At 76.8% G+C, this 18686-nt stretch carries 10 protein-coding genes; 6 read left to right on the top strand and 4 right to left on the bottom strand.

Annotated elements, in window-relative coordinates; all coding sequences use genetic code 11:
• The first annotated feature begins 149 nt into the window (after positions 1-149).
• From ACFV3E_RS13865 to ACFV3E_RS13845, 5 genes are read left to right on the top strand one after another with little or no spacing between them, the layout of a single operon-like run.
• The gene (locus ACFV3E_RS13865; RefSeq protein ID WP_500534899.1) at positions 150-1004 is read left to right on the top strand and encodes a DUF4132 domain-containing protein; all 855 of its coding nucleotides are present in this window, start codon (positions 150-152) and stop codon (positions 1002-1004) included.
• Entirely contained in the window at positions 1001-5980 is a 4980-nt protein-coding gene (locus tag ACFV3E_RS13860; RefSeq protein WP_500534898.1) for a hypothetical protein, read from the top strand. The genes ACFV3E_RS13865 and ACFV3E_RS13860 overlap by 4 nt, the downstream gene beginning before the upstream one ends.
• Positions 5977-7146: an ATP-binding protein gene (locus ACFV3E_RS13855; protein ID WP_500534897.1), complete on the top strand. Its 1170-nt coding sequence runs from the start codon at positions 5977-5979 to the stop codon at positions 7144-7146. Before ACFV3E_RS13860 ends, ACFV3E_RS13855 begins: the two co-directional genes overlap by 4 nt.
• Positions 7147-7150: 4 nt before the next feature.
• On the top strand, positions 7151-10927 hold the full coding sequence (locus ACFV3E_RS13850; RefSeq protein WP_500534896.1) for a DUF5682 family protein: 3777 nt from the start codon (positions 7151-7153) through the stop codon (positions 10925-10927).
• A complete protein-coding gene (locus tag ACFV3E_RS13845) occupies positions 10924-12753 on the top strand; it encodes a hypothetical protein (RefSeq protein ID WP_500534895.1) in 1830 nt (609 codons plus the stop codon). The genes ACFV3E_RS13850 and ACFV3E_RS13845 overlap by 4 nt, the downstream gene beginning before the upstream one ends.
• Positions 12754-12757: 4 nt before the next feature.
• On the opposite strand, the gene ACFV3E_RS13840 is transcribed toward ACFV3E_RS13845, so the two are convergent.
• The 3 genes from ACFV3E_RS13840 to ACFV3E_RS13830 all read right to left on the bottom strand — a co-directional run bounded on the left by ACFV3E_RS13840 (position 12758) and on the right by ACFV3E_RS13830 (position 16657).
• Positions 12758-12970, bottom strand: coding sequence for a hypothetical protein (locus ACFV3E_RS13840; RefSeq protein ID WP_500534894.1), 213 nt, complete (start codon positions 12968-12970; stop codon positions 12758-12760).
• 160 nt (positions 12971-13130) lie between these two features.
• Positions 13131-13985 carry an ABC transporter permease gene (locus ACFV3E_RS13835; RefSeq protein ID WP_500364086.1) on the bottom strand — a complete coding sequence of 285 codons (855 nt, stop codon included), beginning with the start codon at positions 13983-13985 and terminating at the stop codon, positions 13131-13133.
• Entirely contained in the window at positions 13982-16657 is a 2676-nt protein-coding gene (locus ACFV3E_RS13830; RefSeq protein WP_500534893.1) for an alpha/beta fold hydrolase, read from the bottom strand. The genes ACFV3E_RS13835 and ACFV3E_RS13830 overlap by 4 nt, the downstream gene beginning before the upstream one ends.
• A 119-nt stretch (positions 16658-16776) precedes the next feature.
• Between ACFV3E_RS13830 and ACFV3E_RS13825 the strand changes: the two genes are divergently transcribed.
• On the top strand, positions 16777-17742 hold the full coding sequence (locus tag ACFV3E_RS13825; protein WP_500534892.1) for an aldo/keto reductase: 966 nt from the start codon (positions 16777-16779) through the stop codon (positions 17740-17742).
• On the opposite strand, the gene ACFV3E_RS13820 is transcribed toward ACFV3E_RS13825, so the two are convergent.
• Positions 17739-18680 (bottom strand): transketolase family protein, encoded by a 942-nt coding sequence (locus ACFV3E_RS13820; RefSeq protein WP_500534891.1) that lies wholly within the window; start codon positions 18678-18680, stop codon positions 17739-17741. The two genes, ACFV3E_RS13825 and ACFV3E_RS13820, sit on opposite strands and share 4 nt — an antisense overlap.
• Positions 18681-18686 lie beyond the last annotated feature (6 nt).

Genomic DNA, 18686 nt, shown 5'->3' with positions numbered 1-18686 from the left:
GCCGACTGCCCGGCACGGCCCCCGCCGACGTCTGCCGCCGCCTCGTTCCGGTTGCGGCCCGGCGTCTTGTCAACAGGGTGACGGGGGCGTTGTCAGTGGCCTCGCCTAGTGTTCCGGTCACTTGATCACGGCGTTGCAGGGAGGCACGCATGGGGTGGGTCACGGCGGGCGACTACGAAGTCGCCCTCGACGAAGGGAAGGTCGTGTGCCGCAACGCGACCGGCCGCCGGCTGAAGTCGGTGCCGGCCAAACTGGCGGACGACCCGGCGGTGACGGGACTGCGACAGCTCGCCGAATGGCTGGAACGGCACGAACGCCAGTGCCTGGCCGACGTCGAGCGCTGGATGGTGCGTTCGCTGCCGGTGCCCCTCGCCGTGATCGGCCGCGTGTGGCCCGACCCGGCGTGGCGGGCGGCCCTGCGGGACCTCGTCGTCACCGGGGAGGACGGTCAGGTCGCCGGTTTCCTGCGGGACGCCGACACCGAGCGCGGCCTCGGCCTGGTCGACCTCGACGGCGACACCGTGCGCATCGCCCCGGACATGGTCCGCATCCCGCACCCCGTGCTCCTCGACGACCTGGAGGAGCTGCGGGAGTTCGCCGTCGAGCTGGGCGTGGAGCAGAAGGCGCAGCAGCTCTTCCGCGAGGTGTGGCAGCGGCCCGCCGGGCTCGACCCCGAGGGCACGCTCGTCGAGGAGTACGCGGGCGGCACCTTCAAGGAGCTGCGCTTCCTGCACGGCCGCGCCACCTCCCTCGGCTACCGCGTGCGCGGCGGGCACTCCGTCTGCCCCGTTCTGGAGGACGGCCGCGCCGTCGAGGCCCGCATCTGGATCGGCGACTACGACGGCTGGAGCGAGACCGAGACCGGGTCCCTGTCCTGGACCGACACCGCCGGGAAGACCCTGACGTTCTCCCAGGTCGGCGCCGTCGCCTGGTCGGAGGGCATGCGCATGGCGGCCGCGCTCTACGCGGGACGCGACATCGAGGACGAGGAGCAGGCGGCATGAGCACGTACGACCCCACCACCACGGCCGCGCTGCTCGACGCGGGCGCCGTGCTGCCGCCCGGCACCAGCACGCGCGAGGACGCCGACATCCTCACCGTCCGCACCTACACCCACCCCGTGCTGGACGACCGGCGCGTCGTCCGGCTCGTGCCCGGCACCCTCGGTGAGGCCGAGGACCTGGCCCTGGACTTCCTCGGTCTGAGCCGTGAGGACGAGGCCCCCGAGGTCGGCCAGGTCCGCCGGGAGACCCTCGGGTTCCCCGCCTGGGCCCTGGTCAACGACCCGGCCAACGGCCACCACGCGCTCGCCCTGGTCAAGGACGTCGAGCGGCTCGCCCGGATGGCCAAGTCCCGCGCCGGCGCGGCCAAGGACGGTTTCGACGCGCTCGCCGAGCGTCTGGGCCGCGCGGTACCGCACTTCCTGCCCACCTTCCACGAGCAGGCGGCGCGCGTCTTCCTCCAGCACGAGAACACCACGTACGCCGCCGCCTTCTTCGGCAAGGCCCGTGCCGCCGAGCGCGTCCACGGCCTCGCCGTCGACGAGGACCGCCAGCGCGCCGTCTTCCTGGAGTTCGCCTTCGCCGGCGCCCTCACCGTCAAGGCCCTCAAGGAGCACGTCAAGGACCTCGCACGGCGCCTGGACCCAGGCGAGGCCTGGCGGCAGTTCCGGCAGCTGACGGTGGAGCGCTGCGCCGCCGGGATGCCCCCGTACGCGTCCCTGCCGCAGGACGCCCGCAGCCTGATCAAGGCAGCGGGCCTCAACCGGGTCACCGAGGAGTGCGCCCTCGTCGCGGACCTCGTCGCCTCGCCCGCCGTCGTCCGTGCGCCCGGCTCCTTCTGGACCGCCTACCGCGCCACCCTCGCCGTCCTCGCCGAGCGCGAACCCGCCGTCCGGGCACGGCTGCTGGAGATCATGCCGGCCGGACTCGGCCGCGACGCCGAGGGCGACGAGTTCTGGCTCGCCCTGCTCGTCGAGACCGGTGCCGACACCCTGCTCACCGGCGAGGCGGGGGAGGCCTCGCGGGCCGTCGACGCGGCCGACTGGCTCAGCCGCTGGGCGAGCCACCGCAAGCACGGCTCCGGCGCCCCCGAACGCTCCGCGGCCACCCTCGACCTCGTCAGCCGCATGGCGCCCCGGCTGCGGGCCGACGGCAGGCCCGTCGACCTCTTCACCGGCCGCTGGCACCACGGCGCCGAGCTCGACCTGCTCGACCTGTGCGCCGCCGAGCGCGTGCCGCTGACCGTCCCCGCCGAGGACGTGACCGTGCACCTGCCGCTCCACCGCTGGCTGGAGACCGCCGACCCGGCACGCCGCGACCTCGTCGCCACCGGTGCCGACCCGCGCCTGCGCCGCCTGCTGCACAAGGCCGTCGGCAGCCTCGGCGAGGACCGCGGACTGTCCGGCGTGCTGGAGGCCCTGGCCGGCCACCCGGTGCTCGGCGACGTCCTGCGCGCATGGCTGGAGGAGGCCGCCGCGCAGTTCACCCGTGCCGCGGGCCTGCCCGCCGCCCGCAGCGCGATCAGCCGGCTGCGCCCGTTCCGTTCCGTCGCGGCCCGGGTCAACCCGCAGGCCGTGGGCCGGGTCGCCGCGCAGGAGATCGCGCCGCTGCTCGGCCGCACGCTGCGCGAGGGCATCCTCGACGAACTGGGGTGGCCCGCCCTCGACGAGGGCCTGCGCCTGCTCGACGCCGCGGTCGCCAAGAACAAGGACCACACCCTGGCCGTCGCCGAGGCCTGGCCCGCACTGATCCTCGCCCGCGGGGACAAGGCCGTCGTCGTCGGGCCCGACAAGGTGCTGCTCGACCACGACCTGCGCATCCCCGTCGAACTCGACCGCTGGCACCGCCCCCACTTCCGCTGGGCCGACGGCGAACTCCTCGTCATGTGGCGGCAGGACGACAAGCAGCTCGGCTACTGGTCCGCCCGGCCCGCCGAGGTGTTCACCCTCGGCGGCGAACAGCTCCCGCACTGGTGGCACGGCCACGTCGCCGCCCCGTCGATCCCGCTGCCCGGCGGCGGCCGCGCCACCGGAGGCCGCACCCTGCACGCCGGAGACACCGTGCTGCCGGCCGGCCGCCCCGTACTCGGCGACGGCACCGCGCTCTGGCGCCAGGGCAAGCAGGGCCGCCACGAGGTGTGGATGGAGTACGACCCGGCCTCCGGCACCCACGGACGCGCCTCGCTGCCCGCCTTCCTCCGCTCCGGCATCCTCGACGGCGCACGGCTCAGCCAGGAGGACTGCGAGGTCCTGCCGCTGCAACCCGGGCTCGAGCGGAGCCCCTTCGGCACCGACGGCACCGTCCTCGGCCGCTGGGTCCGCGTCGAGGGCGAGGGCGGCGGGTCCCGCACCGTCGCCGGCACCCCGGACGGCCGCACCGTCGCCCTCCCCACCCGTAAGCAGGGGTGGGCACGCCGCGTACCGCTCGGCGCGCTGCGGCTCCCCGGCGGGGCCGAGCCCGTCGTCGCGCTCACCCACCAGAAGGTGTCGCTGTACGCGGCGGGCGACGTCACCTGCGACGACGAACTGGGCAGCGTGGCGTTCACCGAGCAGGGCGGCGAGTTCGCCGCCGGCACCCGCTACGTACCGCCGCTCGCGTACTGGCACGCCCTGCGCCCCCGTGACGAAGGGGCCTCCGCGGTGCTCCGCGCCCTCACCGACGAGCAGGCCGCCGAAACGCTGCGCGTCGCCGCCCACGCCCTGGCGGAGCACCAGGCCGAGGTGAACAGGACGAAGAAGTACACCGGTCCGTCCGCGGAGACCGTCGCGAGGTCCGCCGTCGCCGCCGCCCTTCCGGCCCTCACGGACGAGCGGCTGCTCATCGGCGTCACCGCCCTCGTCCGGGGCACGCTGCGCCACGCCGAGTCCGTCGCCTCCTTCGTCGTCCCGCCCACCGACAAGCCGCGGCAGTCGCTGCGGCGCACCCAGGACATGTTCGCCGACCACAAGCCGCTGCACGGTGACGACGGCACCCTGCGCACCGCCCTGGACGGCATCGCGGGCCGACGTGGCCACTGGTGGAGCGGCACCCCCCAGTGGAGCGCCCTGCAGCAGATCCGGGCGGTCAACCACGTCCTGTCCGGCAAGGAGGCCGAGGGCAAGCCGCTGCCGGACCGGGCGGAACTGGGCGACCCGGGTGACGGCTGGCACAGCGACGAACACACCGTCCCCGGCATGGGTCTGGGGTGGCTGCCCGCCCTGTCCGTGCTGCGGCCGCTCGCCTACCGGGCGGCGTCGCCCGCCGTCACGCAGGCCGCACGCGAGGCCCTCCTGCTGCTCTTCGACGCGATCACCGAGGGCCCGCTGGCGGTGCCAGGGAGCGGACTCCGCGAGATCGTCCTCGTGGAGAAGCACGGGAAGCAGCGGCGCGCGGGCCAGGTCCTGCGCAAGGACGGCCGCACCGTCGTGATCCTCGGCTGCCAGAGCGTCGACGGCGACCGCGACCGCGTCCACTGGCTCGCCCTCGACCACGACCCCACCGGGGTGTTCGGCGCCGTCGCCCACTTCACCCTGGAGGACGAGACGGACCGTACGCCGGTCTTCCCCGCCGAGCGGCTCACCGCCGTCACCCGCCTCATCCGCGACAAGGGCCCCGCGCCCTGGCGCCCCGACGCCCCCGCCGCGCTCGCTGCGGCGACCGGCGGCGGCCTCGGCCCCGTCCAGGCGACCCTGCTGCTCGCCGGGCGGCCGCAGGACCCGGACGCCGAAGCCCTCGCCCGCATCGACCTGAAGGCACGCCAGAAGGGCCTCGGCGAGGGCCTGCTCAGCTCCCTCTCCGAGGGCGATCACGCGGCCGTCCTCGGGGCCCTGCTGCCCGACGACCCCGCCGACCTGTGGGGCAGCGGCCCCGACACCGCCGCCGCCGGCCGGGTGTGGGGGCAGCGCCTCGGCGCCGTCGTCCGCCTGCCGGAGGACGTCGCCGCCGAACTCGCCGGAGTCACCACCGCGTCCGCCGAGGCCGTGCTCAACCCCGCGCTGACGCCCTGGCTGAGCCGCACCACCGTGCAACGCCCCGACAAGGACGGCAACCTCGTCCCCGCCGACCCCGCGGCCCTGCCCGGACGGCACGACATCACCGGTGCCGTCGCCGTGCTCGCCGGGCTCGCCTACGGACTGCCGTACGGACATCCGCTGCGCGCCGCCCTCCCCGAGGGCCTGGCGGCGCTGCGGCGCCGGTTCGCCGACCCGGGCCTGCTGGTCGACCTCGACATCGCCTGGACGGAGAAGGGCGGCCCCACCGCCGTCCAGATCCGCACGGCGTACGGGCTGCCCGCCGCCGGCGGCGCCGACGCGCACGGCCTGACCCACGCGGGCGACGCGCTCGTGCTCCGACCCTGGTACGGCGACACCGAGACGGTCCTCGTCCGCCCGGCCGGGCTGACCGGGTCCGAGGACCCCGTCCTCGGTCTCGTCGAGGGCCTCGTCGGCATCCGGGGCGGCGGCATCCAGGCGCTGCGCGCCGTGCTCGGCGGCGAACTCGCCCGCGCCGTCGCGGCGGGCGGTGAACCCGGCGCACCCGCCGGTCACGCCCAGGACCCCACGGTCTCCGTGCCCGCCCTGGTCACCGAGGTCGCCGCGGCCCACGGCCTGGGCGAGGACGCCGCCGCGCTCTACCTCCAGCTGCTCGCCCTGCCCGACCCCACGGACCGCAACTGCGCCCGCTGGACGGACTGGAAGCCCGCCCGAATGAAGAAGGCCCGCGCCGAACTGGCCGCGACCGGCCTCGTCGTCGAGGCCAAGCGCCCCCGAGCCGGCCGCACCCTCTTCCTGCCCTGCGGCTGGCGCGACCTCAAGGCGCCCGCCCTTCCCGTGGAGACCTGGAAGGAAGGCCTCTACCCGGTCCGCGACCACGCCCGCGTCGTGCCGCTGCTGCCCGTGCCCGAGCTGTTCGCCCGCGCCTGGGAACGCGTCCGCGCAGGCGACGCCCCCGGCTTCGAAGAACTCACCACCCGTGCCACCCGGAAGGGCCGCCGCCGATGACCACCACCGCCCCCGCCCCCGTCGCGCGGCAGATCACCCCGCCCGAGGACCGGTACGCCACCGAACTCGCCTTCCTCGCCGCCCACGACGGCGGACCACGTCCGCCCGCCTGGCGGCTCACCCCACGTGCCGTCGTCACCTTCGTGATGGGCAGCGGCGGCCGGGCCCTGCGCCTGCCCGACGACGCCGAGGTCCCCGAGGACGTACCGCGCCGCCTCGTCGTCGAGGGGAAGTTCGTCGGCGACCGCGCCCTGGTGGAGCGGTGCGTCGTCACCCTCGCCGGGGAACGCGGCCTGCTCCTCGTCGGCGAGCCCGGCACCGCCAAGTCGATGCTCTCCGAGCTGCTGTCGGCCGCGATCTGCGGCACCAGCGGGCTCGTCGTCCAGGGCACCGCCGGCACCACCGAGGACCAGCTCAAGTACGGCTGGAACTACGCCCTGCTGCTCGCCCAGGGCCCGAGCCGGCAGGCGCTCGTCCCCTCACCCGTGCTCACCGCCATGTCGCGCGGCGCCATCGCCCGCGTCGAGGAGGTCACCCGCTGCCTGCCCGAGGTGCAGGACGCCCTGGTCTCCCTGCTCTCCGAACGCCGCATCGCCGTCCCCGAACTCGCGGGCGGCGACGACGCCCTGGCGCACGCGGCGCCCGGCTTCAACCTGATCGCCACCGCCAACCTCCGCGACAAGGGCGTCTCCGAGATGTCCGCCGCCCTCAAGCGGCGCTTCAACTTCGAGACCGTCGGACCCATCGGCGACCTCGACGCCGAGACGGCGCTCGTGCGCAGCCAGTCCCGCGCCGCCGTCGAACGGGCCGGCGCCCCCTACGAGGTCGACGACGCCGTCCTGGAAGCCCTCGTCACCGCCTTCCGCGACCTGCGCGAGGGCCGCTCCGCCGAAGGCTGGGAGGTCGAACGGCCCTCCACGGTCATGAGCACCGCGGAGGCCGTCGCGGTCGCCGGCGCGCTGGGCCTGGCCGCGGCGTACTTCCCCGGCGACCGGGACGTGCTCGGCCTGCTGCCCGGCCACCTCCTCGGCGTCGTGCGCAAGGACGACCCGGCCGACGCCGCCCGGCTGCTCGGCTACTGGGACGGCCCGGTGCGGCGCCGCGCCGAGCAGGGCTCCCCGACCTGGCGCACCCTGTGGGAGCTGCGCGCCGTCCTGGAAGGCTGAGCCCGTGTCCCTCACCCCGGACGAGGCCGTCACGGTCCTCACCGACCCGGCGGCGCCCTACCTCGTCGGCGTACGGCACCACGCCCCGTCGCTGGCGGCCGCGCTGCCCGCCCTGCTCGACGGGGCCAAGCCCGACGTGCTGCTCGTCGAACTCCCCGGCGAGATGCAGGAGTGGCTGCCCTGGCTCGCCCACGAGGACACCCGGGCTCCCGTCGCCCTCGCCGCCGCCCCTGGCCACGGGGGCGGCGGTCCCGCCTTCTACCCCTTCGCCGACTTCTCGCCCGAACTCGCCGCCGTCCGCTGGGCGGCGCGCAGCGGCGTCCCCGTCGTCGCCTGCGACCTGCCGCTCGCCGACCGCGCCTGGGACGCCGGACGTACGACGGCCGCGCCGGGCGACTCCGGCCCCGGGCTGCAGGGGGCCCTGCGCGCCCGGCTCACCGGCCGCCCCGGCGACGACCTGTGGGACCGCCTCGTCGAGGCCTCCGCCCCGGGCTCACCACCTGAAGCGCTCCGCCGAGCCGCCCTCCTGACGGGATGGGCCCTGCGCCGGGACGCCGCCGAGGGCGCGGGCGTCCCCGTACTCGACCTGCGCCGCGAGCAGTGGATGCGGGCCCGCATCGCCGAGGCCACCGCGGACGGCCGCCGCGCGGCCGTCGTCGTCGGCGCCTTCCACGCACCCGCCCTGGTCCCGGCCGACGCGTGGCCGGCGGGCACCGCCCCCGTGGAAGGCCCGGACGCACCGCCGGTACCCGAGGGCGGCACGATGTGGACGACCTCCCTGATCCCGTACGCGTACCCGCTGCTGGACGAACGCTCCGGCTACCCGGCGGGCATCCGCGACCCCGAGTGGCAGCACATGGTGCTGGAGGCGGCCGGCGACCCCGCCGCCCTCGACGAGGCGCTCACCCGCGCCGCCGTCCGCATCTGCGCCGAACTGCGCGCCCAGGGCCACCCGTCGGGCCCGGCCGACGCGCGCGAGATCAGCCGGCTCGCCGGTGACCTCGCCCGGCTGCGCGGGCTGCCCGCGGCCGGCCGCGGGGAACTCGTGGAGGCGGTGCAGACTGTGCTGGCCCAGGGCGAGCCGTACGGCCGCGGACGGGCCGTGGCGCGCGCGATGGAACGGGTGCTGGTCGGCACCCGCGGCGGACGCCCCGCACCGCACGCGCCCCGCAGCGGCCTGGCCCCCGCAGTCGAGGCGGAACTGGCCGCACTGGGTCTGCCCGCACCCGGCCCGGACTCCGGCGCCCCGGCCGAGGCACGGGACCTGCGCCTGGATCCGCTCCGCTCCGATCTCGACCGCCGCCGCGAACTCCTGCTGCGCAGACTGTCGGTGTGCGGCGTGCCCTACGCCGAGCCGAAGGACGTCACGGGAGCGGCCGGCACCGAGGGCCTCACCACCCGCTGGGAGGTCCGCTGGACACCCGCCACCGCGGCCATGCTCACGGCGGCCGCGGTCCGTGGCGTCACCGCCGCCCAGGCCGCCGAAGGCGTGCTGCGCGAACGCCGCCGCCAGGAGACGGACGAGGGCGGTCCCACCGCGGCGCAGACCCTCGCCGGACTGGCCCGGGCCGCGGAGTGCGGGCTGCCCGGGCTCGCCGGGGAACGCCTGGCCGAGACCGCCGACGTGCTCCCCGCCTCCGGCACCCTCCCCGAACTCCTCGCGGGACTCGCCCTGCTGGACCGCGTCCGGGCCGGCCACATCGCCGGCCTCGGCGCCGACGAGGCCCGCACCGCCCGCGCCACCGCCGTCGCCGTGCTGCTCACCGCGGCGGCGGTCCGTCAGGTCGACGGCCTGACCGGGTCCGAGGACCCCGCCGACGCACACGCGCTGCTCGAACTCGCCCACCGCGCAGACCTGCTGGGCGGCGTGCGGCTCACCGACGCCCTCGCGCGGCTCGCCGCGGACGGCTCCCCGCTGATGCGCGGGGCGGCGGGTGCCGTCCGGGTCCTCCTCGGCCACGAGGCACCCGAGAGCCTCGGCGCCCGCGTCGCCTCCTGGGTCGACGCCGCCGGCGACCCCGACTCCCGTGCCGCCCTCACCGCCCGGCTGACCGGGCTGCTGACGGCGGCCGGCCCGCTGCTCGAGGCGGCCGCCCCCGCCCTGGAACCGCTGCTCGACCGCGTCCGCGACCTTCCCGACCAGGCCTTTTTGTCACGGCTCCCGGCCCTGCGCGGCGGCTTCGACACCCTCAGCCCGGCCGCCCGCGACCGTCTCCTTTCGGCCGTCGAGGAACGTCTGGACGCCGACGGCATCGCCGACACCGCGGGCGTCGACCCCGTCGCCCTCGCCACCTGGACCCGCGCCGACCTCGCCGCCCGCGCGACCCTGGACCGGCTCGGCCTGCTCTCGCACGAGACGCCCGAGGCAGCAGCAACGGCCGCCACGGCAGCGGCACTCCCCGCGGAGCCGGGCGCCACGCACGAACAGGCCCCCGATGCGGCTGTCCGCGAGGCCGGGCCCGCCGCCACGGCGTCGCCGGGTCCACCGCACGGTGCCACCACCCCCGGCGCGGCCGTTCGCGGCGACGCGGCCACCCGCGAGGGTGGACCCGCAGACGCGGCAGCCGACGGTGCGGGCCTCACCGGCCCGGCGTCGCCGGGCACGCCGCGGCCCGCCACCAGCCCCGGCGCACCGGGCGAAGCCCCCGCTGCCGCGGCCCGCACCCTCGCGCCCGCCGACCGGTGGCGCCTCGTGCTGGGCCGGCGAGGTGACCGGCTGCCGCCTTCCGCCGGGGCCCTGGCCACCGCGCTGGACGAGCTGTACGGCAACGGCCGGGGCGAGGGCAGCCGCGGCGACCTCGGCGGGCACGGCAGGGCCGGCGGCGACCGGGGTGGCCGCGAGGCGCCCTACCCCGGGGTGCGCGAGTGGTCCGAGGAACTGGCGGCCCTGTTCGGGCCCGGCATCCGCGAGGAGGTGCTGGCGGCCGCCGCCGCGTCCGGCCGCAAGGACGTGGTGGCCGAACTCGACCCCGACAGCGTGCGCCCCTCCGTCGACCTGCTGCGCACCGTCCTGCGGCACGCGGGCGGGCTGCCGGAGGCCCGGCTGGCCACGCTGCGCCCCCTCGTACGGCGCCTGGTCGAGGCCCTCACCCGCCAACTCGCCACACGGCTGCGCCCGGCGCTGCACGGCACCGCGCTCCCGCGCCCCAGCCGGCGCCCCGGGGGCGGCCTCGACCTGGCCCGCACGCTGCGCGCCAACCTGGCCACCGCACGCCGCGGTCCCGACGGCACCGTCCAGGTGATCCCGGAGCGGCCGGTGTTCCGCGCCCGGGCCCAGCGGGCCGCGGACTGGAGGCTGATCCTGGTGACCGACGTGTCGGGGTCCATGGAGGCCTCCACGATCTGGGCCGCGCTCACCGCCTCCGTCCTGGCCGGGGTGCCCACCCTGTCCACGCACTTCCTGGCGTTCTCCACCGAGGTCATCGACCTCACCGACCACGTGGCGGACCCGCTCTCCCTCCTCCTGGAGGTGAGCGTAGGCGGCGGCACCCACATCGCCGCCGGGCTCCGGCACGCCCGCGAACTGGTGACCGTGCCCTCGCGCACCCTCGTCGTGGTCGTCAGCGACTTCGAGGAGGGGTATCCGCTCGGCGGCCTCCTGGCCGAGGTCCGCGCCCTGGTCGGGGCAGGCTGCCACGTCCTGGGCTGCGCCAGCCTGGACGACGCCGGGCGCCCCCGTTACTCCACGGGCGTCGCCGGGCAGCTCGTCGCCGCCGGTATGCCCGTCGCCGCCCTCAGCCCCCTCGAACTCGCCCGCTGGGTAGGGGAGAAGATCACATGAGCCAGCAACTCCCCCCGGTCGCACCGGCCGTGACCGCGGAACTCGTCGGGGCGCTTTCGCCCCGGCTGCGCAAGCGCCTCGACGCCGGTGTCGCCAAGCTCGCGGCCCGCCCGGTCGTCGTCGACGGCGACACCGTGCGGATCGCCGTGGACGACGACACCGACCTCGAACTGCACGCTCCCGGCGGCACGGTGGCCCGGGCGGAGGACGTCCGCTGCGGCTGCCTGCTCGCGCCCGACTGCCTGCACCGCGCCGCCGCCGCCTCGGCCGCACCCGTCGCCGAGGCTCCCGGGCGGGCAGCCGAGGGAGCCCCGCCGCAAGCCGCCGGGGGAACGGCGCCCGGAGCCGCGCCCGGAGCCGAGCCCGGAGCCGAGCCCGAGACCGCCACCCGGCAGCAACACGCCGCCGCCGACGCCCTGCGCGCCGCGGGCGCCGCCGTCCTCGACGCGGGCATCGACGGCTCCGGCGCCGTCGTCCAGGCCGAACTGCTGCGGGCCGGGCACTCCGCCCGGCTGAGCGGGCTGCCCCGCGCCGCCGCCGCGGCGGTCTCCGTCGTCACCCGGCTGCGCGCCGCCCGCGCCGCCGACCCCGGGCACCGCCTCGCCGACCTGGCCGCCGCGCTCCGCGAACTCCTCGGCACCGCCCACCGGGTCCCGTACGCCACCGGCCCCGAACTGGCCGCGGTGCGCGGCACCGCGCGACAGCCGTACACCCCGGACGGCTCGCTGCGGCTGTACGGGCTGTTCTCCGAGCCCGTCCTCACCGCGAGCGGCTACGCGGGCGCCGTCACCTGGACGGCGGACGCCGACGGCCGCCTCTACACCGTCTCCGACGTCGCGCCCGGCGGCCCCGGGCGCGCCACGGGCGCCGCCGACCGGGCCGTGCGCATCGGCGACACCGCCCTCAGCCACCGCGAACTGTCCCGCGCGGGCCTCGCCGTGTCCGGTGCCACGGTCTCGCCCACCGGCAGACTCGGCGCGGGAGCCGCCGTCCGCGCCGTACGGGCCCCCGGCGCCGCCTGGACGGCCGAACCCCTGGACCGCCTGTGGCGGGTGCCCGTCGCCGAACAGGCCGTGCGCGCCCTCAGCACCGGCGACGGCCTGCTCTTCCTCGACGTCACCCTCATCGGCACCGTCCGCGAGGCCGGCGGCGACTGCCTGCTCGCCGCATGCGACGGCCTGACGCTCCGGCTCGCCGCCGCGCACGACCATCCCGCGCTGCCCCACCGCGACAACCTGCGGCTGCTCGCGGGCGCGCCGGGCACCCCTCTGCGCGTCATCGCCCGGCTCGACCCGGCCCCGCACCCGCGCGCGCTGCTGCTGGCCACCAGCCATCCGGCCGACCCCGAGGCCCGCGTGGACACCGGCCTCGACCGCCTGCAGCGCGCCGACCTCCCCGCCGCCGACCTCCCCGCCGCCGAACCCCCGGTCCCGCTCCCGCTCCCGCCGTCCGCGGCGCCCGACGAGGCCCCCGTCCACCTCCTGCTCCGTCGCGTCCACCAGGCCGCCTCCGGCGGCCGCCGCGTCCTCGCCCTCCCCACGAGCTCCGCCCCCGACGCCCGGCGCCTGCGCCGCGCCGCCCTCCCGACCGCCGCGGACCTCCTCGAAGACCTCCACCGCGCCGCGTCCGACCGCGGCCGCGACCCCTTCGGCCGCCTTCTGCCCGCCGACACCGACCGCTTCGCCCTCGCCTGGCTCGCCGCCGCCGTCTACGCCGACGAACTCTCCCGCGCCCTGTGCGCCGCCGCCTGGGGCGCCGATCCGTCAGCCGATCCCTCCACCGACGCGCCGCTGCTGTCCGGCAGGGTGGCGGGCAGCCCGGTGTAGCGGTTCAGCCGCGGAGGAAGCGGTGTGCCGGCGTGCAGCCTGACGCCGACCGGGCGGGAGGTGTGCACGGCTGCTCGTCGCCGGGCCCGGAGCCGGGGGCGAAGACGCACCCGCTCCAGGTGCAGCGCACCCGGGCACCGGCGCCCGCCGCCTCGAGCAGCCGCGCGGCGTCCTCGGCCGCCTCCAGCCAGGTCTGCTCCACGACCACGAGCGGCACGGCGTCCAGCAGTCGCCTGCTCCGCCGTGCGCTCAGCCCCGTCGCGGACCGGAGCGACCGGCCGACGTCCGGCTTCCGGTCCGCGCCCCGGCCGCGGTCAGTAGCACGCTGGACCCCGGCTCCTCCACGGTCCGCCTCCGCGCCTCCGCGTCCGTGCCCCTCAGGACACGATGTCCTTCCCCCGGAAGCCGCGGAAGGCCAGCGCGAAGAACACCACCGCGAAGGACAGCGACACCGAGGTGCCCTTGAGCATGCCCGACCATTCCAGGCGGGGCTGGAGCGCGTCGATCCAGGCGTACTGCCAGTGCGTCGGCAGGACGTCCCGCAGCGAGCCCAGGGCCGTGATCGCGTCCAGGATGTTGGAGAGGATCGCGACGCCCACGGCCCCGCCGACCGCCCCCAGGGGCGCGTCGGTGAGCGTGGAGAGCCAGAAGGCGAAGCCCGCGACGGCCAGTTGGCCGACGAAGACGTAGAGGGCGGCGATCGCGAGCCGGCCCGTGGCGGTGCCCGGGGGCAGCGAGCCGGCCGTGGTGAGCTCCAGGTCGCCCCAGCCGTAGGCGAGCGTGCCGACGCCGAGCGCCACCGTCGGCAGCGCCAGCACGGCGGCGGCGCTGAAGACCAGGGACACCAGCGCCTTGGAGCCCAGCAGCCGGGCCCGGGGCACCGGGGCGGCCAGCAGGTAGCGCAGGGAGGACCAGTTGGCCTCCGAGGCGATCGTGTCGCCGAAGAAGAGGGCGACCGGGATCGTCAGCAGGAAGCCGGAGGAGACGAAGAGGACCGCCAGCGAGAAGTTGACGCCGGAGGCGGTGGCCACGTCCATCATCGTCGGGCCGGAGTCCCGCCCCCGCGGGGTGCCGCCGATCGCGAAGGCCGCCCACACGATCACGGGCAGCCCGAGGACGACGGCGAACGCGACGAGCGTGCGGCGCCGCAGCAGCTGACGCACCGCCTCCACCCGCAGCGGGAGGGTGCGGCCCGGACGGTACCCCGCGGCCAGTTCCAGGGTCTCGGTCACGCGGGACCTCCGATCAGGGTCAGGAACGCGTCCTCCAGGCGGCGGTGCGGGCCGACGCGCTCCACCGGCACGTCGAGCCTGAGGAGTTCGGACAGCAGCTCCGGCACGGTCATGGTGCCCGGCCGGACCAGCAGCCCGTCGTCCGCGGACTCGGCCGTCTCGACGCCGGGCAGCGCCGACAGCTTCGCGGCGACCGCCTCGCGCTCCTCGTCGCCCATGCCCGGCGCGCCGACGAAGAGCGTCTGCCCGCTCCCGGCGATCTCGCCGACCGGGCCGGCGGCGACGAGCCGCCCCTTGTCCATGACGACCAGGTGCGTGCAGCTCTGCTCGACCTCCGAGAGCAGGTGGCTGGAGACGAGGACGGTACGGCCGGCCGCCGCGTAGCGCCGCACCACGTCGCGCATCTCGCGGATCTGCGGCGGGTCGAGCCCGTTGGTCGGTTCGTCGAGGATGAGCAGGTCGGGCAGGCCCAGCATGGCCTGCGCGATGGCGAGCCGCTGACGCATGCCCTGCGAGTAGGTGCGCACCGCGCGCTCCAGGGCCTCGCCGAGGCCGGCGATCTCCAGGGCCTCCTCGACGTGGGCGTCGGCCGCCGGCCGGCCCGTGGCCCGCCAGTACAGCTCCAGGTTGGCCCGCCCCGTCAGGTGCGGCAGGAAGCCCGCGCCTTCCACGAAGGCCCCGACCCGGGACAGCACGGGCGCGCCCGGCCGGATCGCGTGGCCGAACACGCGGATGGTTCCGGCGTCGGGCCGGATGAGGCCCATCATCATGCGCATCGTCGTCGTCTTGCCCGCGCCGTTGGGGCCGAGCAGCCCCAGTACCTGGCCCCGCTCCACCCGGAAGGACAACTCCCGCACGGCGTAGCGGTCCGCCGCGCCGTGGTAGCGCTTGGACAGCCCGGAGATCTCCAGGGGGACGTCCGTCAGGGCCGGGTCCGGCGCCTGCCGCACCGCGCCCGCCCGGCGGCGGCCGGTCAGCAGCAGCGCCGCCGCCAGCGCGAGCGCGGCGACCGGCAGCAGCCACACCCAGGCGGGCAGCGTGCCCTGGGCGGTGGCCAGTTCCGGGTCCGTCGGGACCGTCAGCGCGGCGCCCCCGGGCAGGGACACCCGGTACGTGGCGGCCGTTACGGGGGAGGCGTAGCCGAGGTCGGTGGTGGACAGCACCAGCCGCAGCCGGTGTCCTGCGGCGAACTCGTGGTCCACGGCGGGCAGCCGCACCTGCACCGTGCCGGCGCCGGCGACCCGCAGCGGCGCGACCAGTTGGTGCGGCAGGGTCTCGTTGCCGCCCGGGCCCACGTCGTACAGCTTCGCGAAGAGCACCGCACCGGCGGGCGCGTCCGTGTCGACGGTGACCCGTGTCGTCGCCGCGCCCGTCAGGCGCAGCGACGAGGTCAGCGGCGCCGAGTCGAACGCGGCGCGCTGACCGGGGAAGTCCAGCGACAGCGACAGCCCCTGGCCGAGGTCGGAGAGCTGGGAGAGGGCGCCCACACCGGGCACCGCCGAGATCGCGGGCGGGCTGCCGCCGGCGGGGTTGGCCACCGTCTGCGCGCGGCCGCCGAGGGGGACCGTCCGGGTCCGCGTGCCCTCCAGCCCCGGGTACGCGTCGGCGTCCGCGCCGCGCCGCACGGCCCTGCCGTCGGTGGTGTCGACGCCTCCGGTCCGGGTGACCCGGAACGCGGGCCCGGTGTCGGTGCCCTGGTCCTTCTTCAGCCAGCGGTCGAACCAGGCCGTGGTGCGCGCCTCGATCCGCGAGGTCTCCTGGTCGCCCCCGTCGTGCCCGCCGGAGAACCAGTCGACGGCCACGGGCGCGCCGTTCGCGGCGACGGCACGCGCGATGGCGTCGCCCTGGTCGAGCGGGAAGAGGGAGTCGTTCTGGCCCTGCACCACCAGGGTCGGCACCTTGATGCGCGCGGCCACCGAGGAGGGGCTGGAGCGCGTCAGCAGCCGCAGCGTCGCGGCGTCCGGGCGGCCGGCGACGGCCGACCGGTCGTACATCGCGCACAGTTCGGCGGTGAAGCCGCAGGCGGCGCCGCGCGAGCCGGTGGAGAAGAAGATCCCCGCCCACAGCTTCTTGAACACGCCCTGCGGGAACAGCGCTTCGCCCAGGTCCCACCAGGTGATCGCGGGCGCGATGGCGTCCACCCGCCGGTCGTACCCGGCGGCCAGCAGGGAGATGGCTCCGCCGTACGAGGCCCCCGCGACGCCGACCCGCGGGTCGTCACGGCCGTCGCGCAGCACCTCGGGCCGCCGGCCCAGCCAGTCGATGAGCCGTGAGACGTCGGCGACCTCGGCGTCGGGGGAGTTGAGCCCGATCCGCCCGTCCGAGGCGCCGAATCCCCGCGCGGACCAGGTCAGTACGGCGTAGCCGCTGCGGGCGAGGGACTCGGCTTCGGCCCGCACGTCGTCCTTGGTGCCGCCGAAACCGTGCGCGAGCAGCACCGCCGGGCGCGGCGCCGACCCGCCGGAGGTGAAGTAGGAGGTGTCGATCCGCACCTTCGCGGCGCTGCCCGGGGCCTCGGGCAGCGAGAAGACCCGGTCCTGGCGGCGCACGGGCGCGGGGGCGTCGGCCGTCGCGAGGGTGACGGCGCCGCCTCCGGCGAGCAGGGCGAGGGCGGCGGCGCCTGCCGCCAGCCGCCGCCGGGTGCGCCAGGTCCTGGGCAGGGCGAATCGCATGCGTGATCCTCGGACGGGTACGACGAGTGTGACGCTCCCACTATGCATTCCGGTGATCACCCGCGACGTCCGCCTCAGGCACCGGATCGGCGTACTGCACCGGGAGTACGGTGGCGACCGTGCCCCTCGAACGACTCGTCACCGCCCCCCTGCCCCGGCTGGGTCTCGGCCTCGCCGCCGTCGGCCGTCCCGCCTACATCGACCTCGGCCGCACCGCCGACCTGCCCGCCGACCGCACCGTCGAGGCGATGCGGGACCGCGCCCACGCGGTCCTCGACACCGCCTACGCGCTCGGCATCCGCTACTTCGACGCCGCCCGCTCCTACGGCCGGGCGGAGGAGTTCCTGGCCGGCTGGCTGGACGCCCACCCCGAGGCCACCGACGTCGTGATCGGCAGCAAGTGGGGCTACACCTACACCGCCGGCTGGCGGGCCGACGCCGAGGTGCACGAGGTCAAGGACCACGGCACCGCCACCTACGACCGGCAGATCGCCGAGACCCGCGCCCTGCTCGGCGACCGCCTCGACCTCTACCAGATCCACTCCGTCACCCCGGACAGCCCGGCCCTGTCCGACCGCGACCTCCACGAACGCCTCGCCCGCCTGGCGGCCGACGGGGTGGCCGTCGGCCTGTCCACCAGCGGTCCGCTGCAGGCCGAGGCGATCCGCGCGGCGCTGAAGGTGACGGTGGACGGGCGGCGCCTGTTCTCCGTCGTGCAGGCCACCTACAACCTGCTGGAGCCCTCCGCCGGGCCCGCCCTGGCCGAGGCGCACGACGCGGGACTGACCGTGATCGTCAAGGAGGCGATGGCCAACGGCCGCCTGGCCACGGCCGAACCCGACTCCCCCCTCGCCGAGGTGGCCGCCCGGACCGGTGCCACGCCCGACGCCGTCGCCCTCGCCGCGGTACTGCGCCGCCCCTGGGCCGGTGTCGTGCTCTCCGGCGCCGCGACGACCGGCCAGGTCACCGCCAACGCCCGGGCCGCCTCCGTCGGCCTCGACGCGGAGCACCTGGCCCGGCTCGCCGCCCTGGCCGAACCGGCCCCGGCGTACTGGCGGCACCGCGCGGAGCTCCCCTGGATCTAGCGGACGCCCGAGCCCGCGAGGCCCGCCGGGTGGCGGGAGCCCGCCAGGAAGCCCCCGATGCGTGCCCGCAGCCCGGCGGCGTCCAGGCCGTGCGCCGCCACGTGTTCCTGCCAGGTGCCGTAGCGGCGCAACTCCGCGCGGGCGGTGCCCAGCGCCAGGACGCGGTGGGGCAGGTCGAGCAGGGCCTCCGCGGCGAAGGGCGCCGAGGTGCCCGCAAGGTAGGGCTCGACCAGCACCACGTCCGCCGCGTCCGCGCCCGCGACGGCCGCCCGCAGCCCGGCCGCGTCGAAGGGGCGCACCGTGGAGGCGTACAGCACGGTCACGTCCAGGTCCGCGACCGCCGCCAGCGTGGCGTCCAGGAGCGGGCCCACGGCGACGACCACGCCCGCCCGGCCCTCGCGCAGCACCCGGAACCGGCCCGGCGAGACCGGCCGCGCGGTGCGGTTGGACTGCTCGCTGAGCCGCACGTAGACCCGGTTGTCGTCGTCGGCCGCCGCGTGCCGGACCAGGGCCTCGGCCTCGTCGGGGTGGCCGGGCACATGCACGGTCCAGCCGTCGAGGGTGTCCAGCAGGGCGACGTCACCGGGGGCCTGGTGGGTGCGGCCGCCCGCGGCGATGTCGTACGAGGCGCCCGCGCTGACCAGCACCGCGCCCGCGCCCTGATGCCCCAGGTCGAGCTTGACCTGCTCGAAGGGGCGTTCCACCAGGAAGCTGCCGAAGGTGTGGACGACCGGCCGCAGCCCGGTCAGCGCCAGCCCGCCCGCGACGCTGACCAGCAACTGCTCGCGGATGCCGACGTCGATCACCCGGTCGGGGTGGGCGCGGGCGGCGTCGGTGAAGCGGTCCCCGGAGATGACCGCCAGCACGACGGCCAGCCGGGGGTCGTCGTCCAGCAGGCGTCCGGCGACGGTGGTGAAGCGTTCACGCATGGTGTCCACGGGAAG

Origin of the sequence: Streptomyces sp. NPDC059718, from assembly GCF_042733315.1 — a bacterium.
GTDB lineage: Bacteria > Actinomycetota > Actinomycetes > Streptomycetales > Streptomycetaceae > Actinacidiphila.
Note: the sequence above shows the minus strand (reverse complement) of the source record. Positions and strands in the feature narration are given on the sequence as shown.

What these genes read in the sequence shown, in the direction of transcription:
- ACFV3E_RS13865 (WP_500534899.1), top strand. Translation starts at nt 150, where the DNA reads ATGGGGTGGGTCACGGCGGGCGACTACGAAGTCGCCCTCGACGAAGGG.
- ACFV3E_RS13860 (WP_500534898.1), top strand. Translation starts at nt 1,001, where the DNA reads ATGAGCACGTACGACCCCACCACCACGGCCGCGCTGCTCGACGCGGGC.
- ACFV3E_RS13855 (WP_500534897.1), top strand. Translation starts at nt 5,977, where the DNA reads ATGACCACCACCGCCCCCGCCCCCGTCGCGCGGCAGATCACCCCGCCC.
- ACFV3E_RS13845 (WP_500534895.1), top strand. Translation starts at nt 10,924, where the DNA reads ATGAGCCAGCAACTCCCCCCGGTCGCACCGGCCGTGACCGCGGAACTC.
- ACFV3E_RS13830 (WP_500534893.1), bottom strand. Translation starts at nt 16,657, where the DNA reads ATGCGATTCGCCCTGCCCAGGACCTGGCGCACCCGGCGGCGGCTGGCG.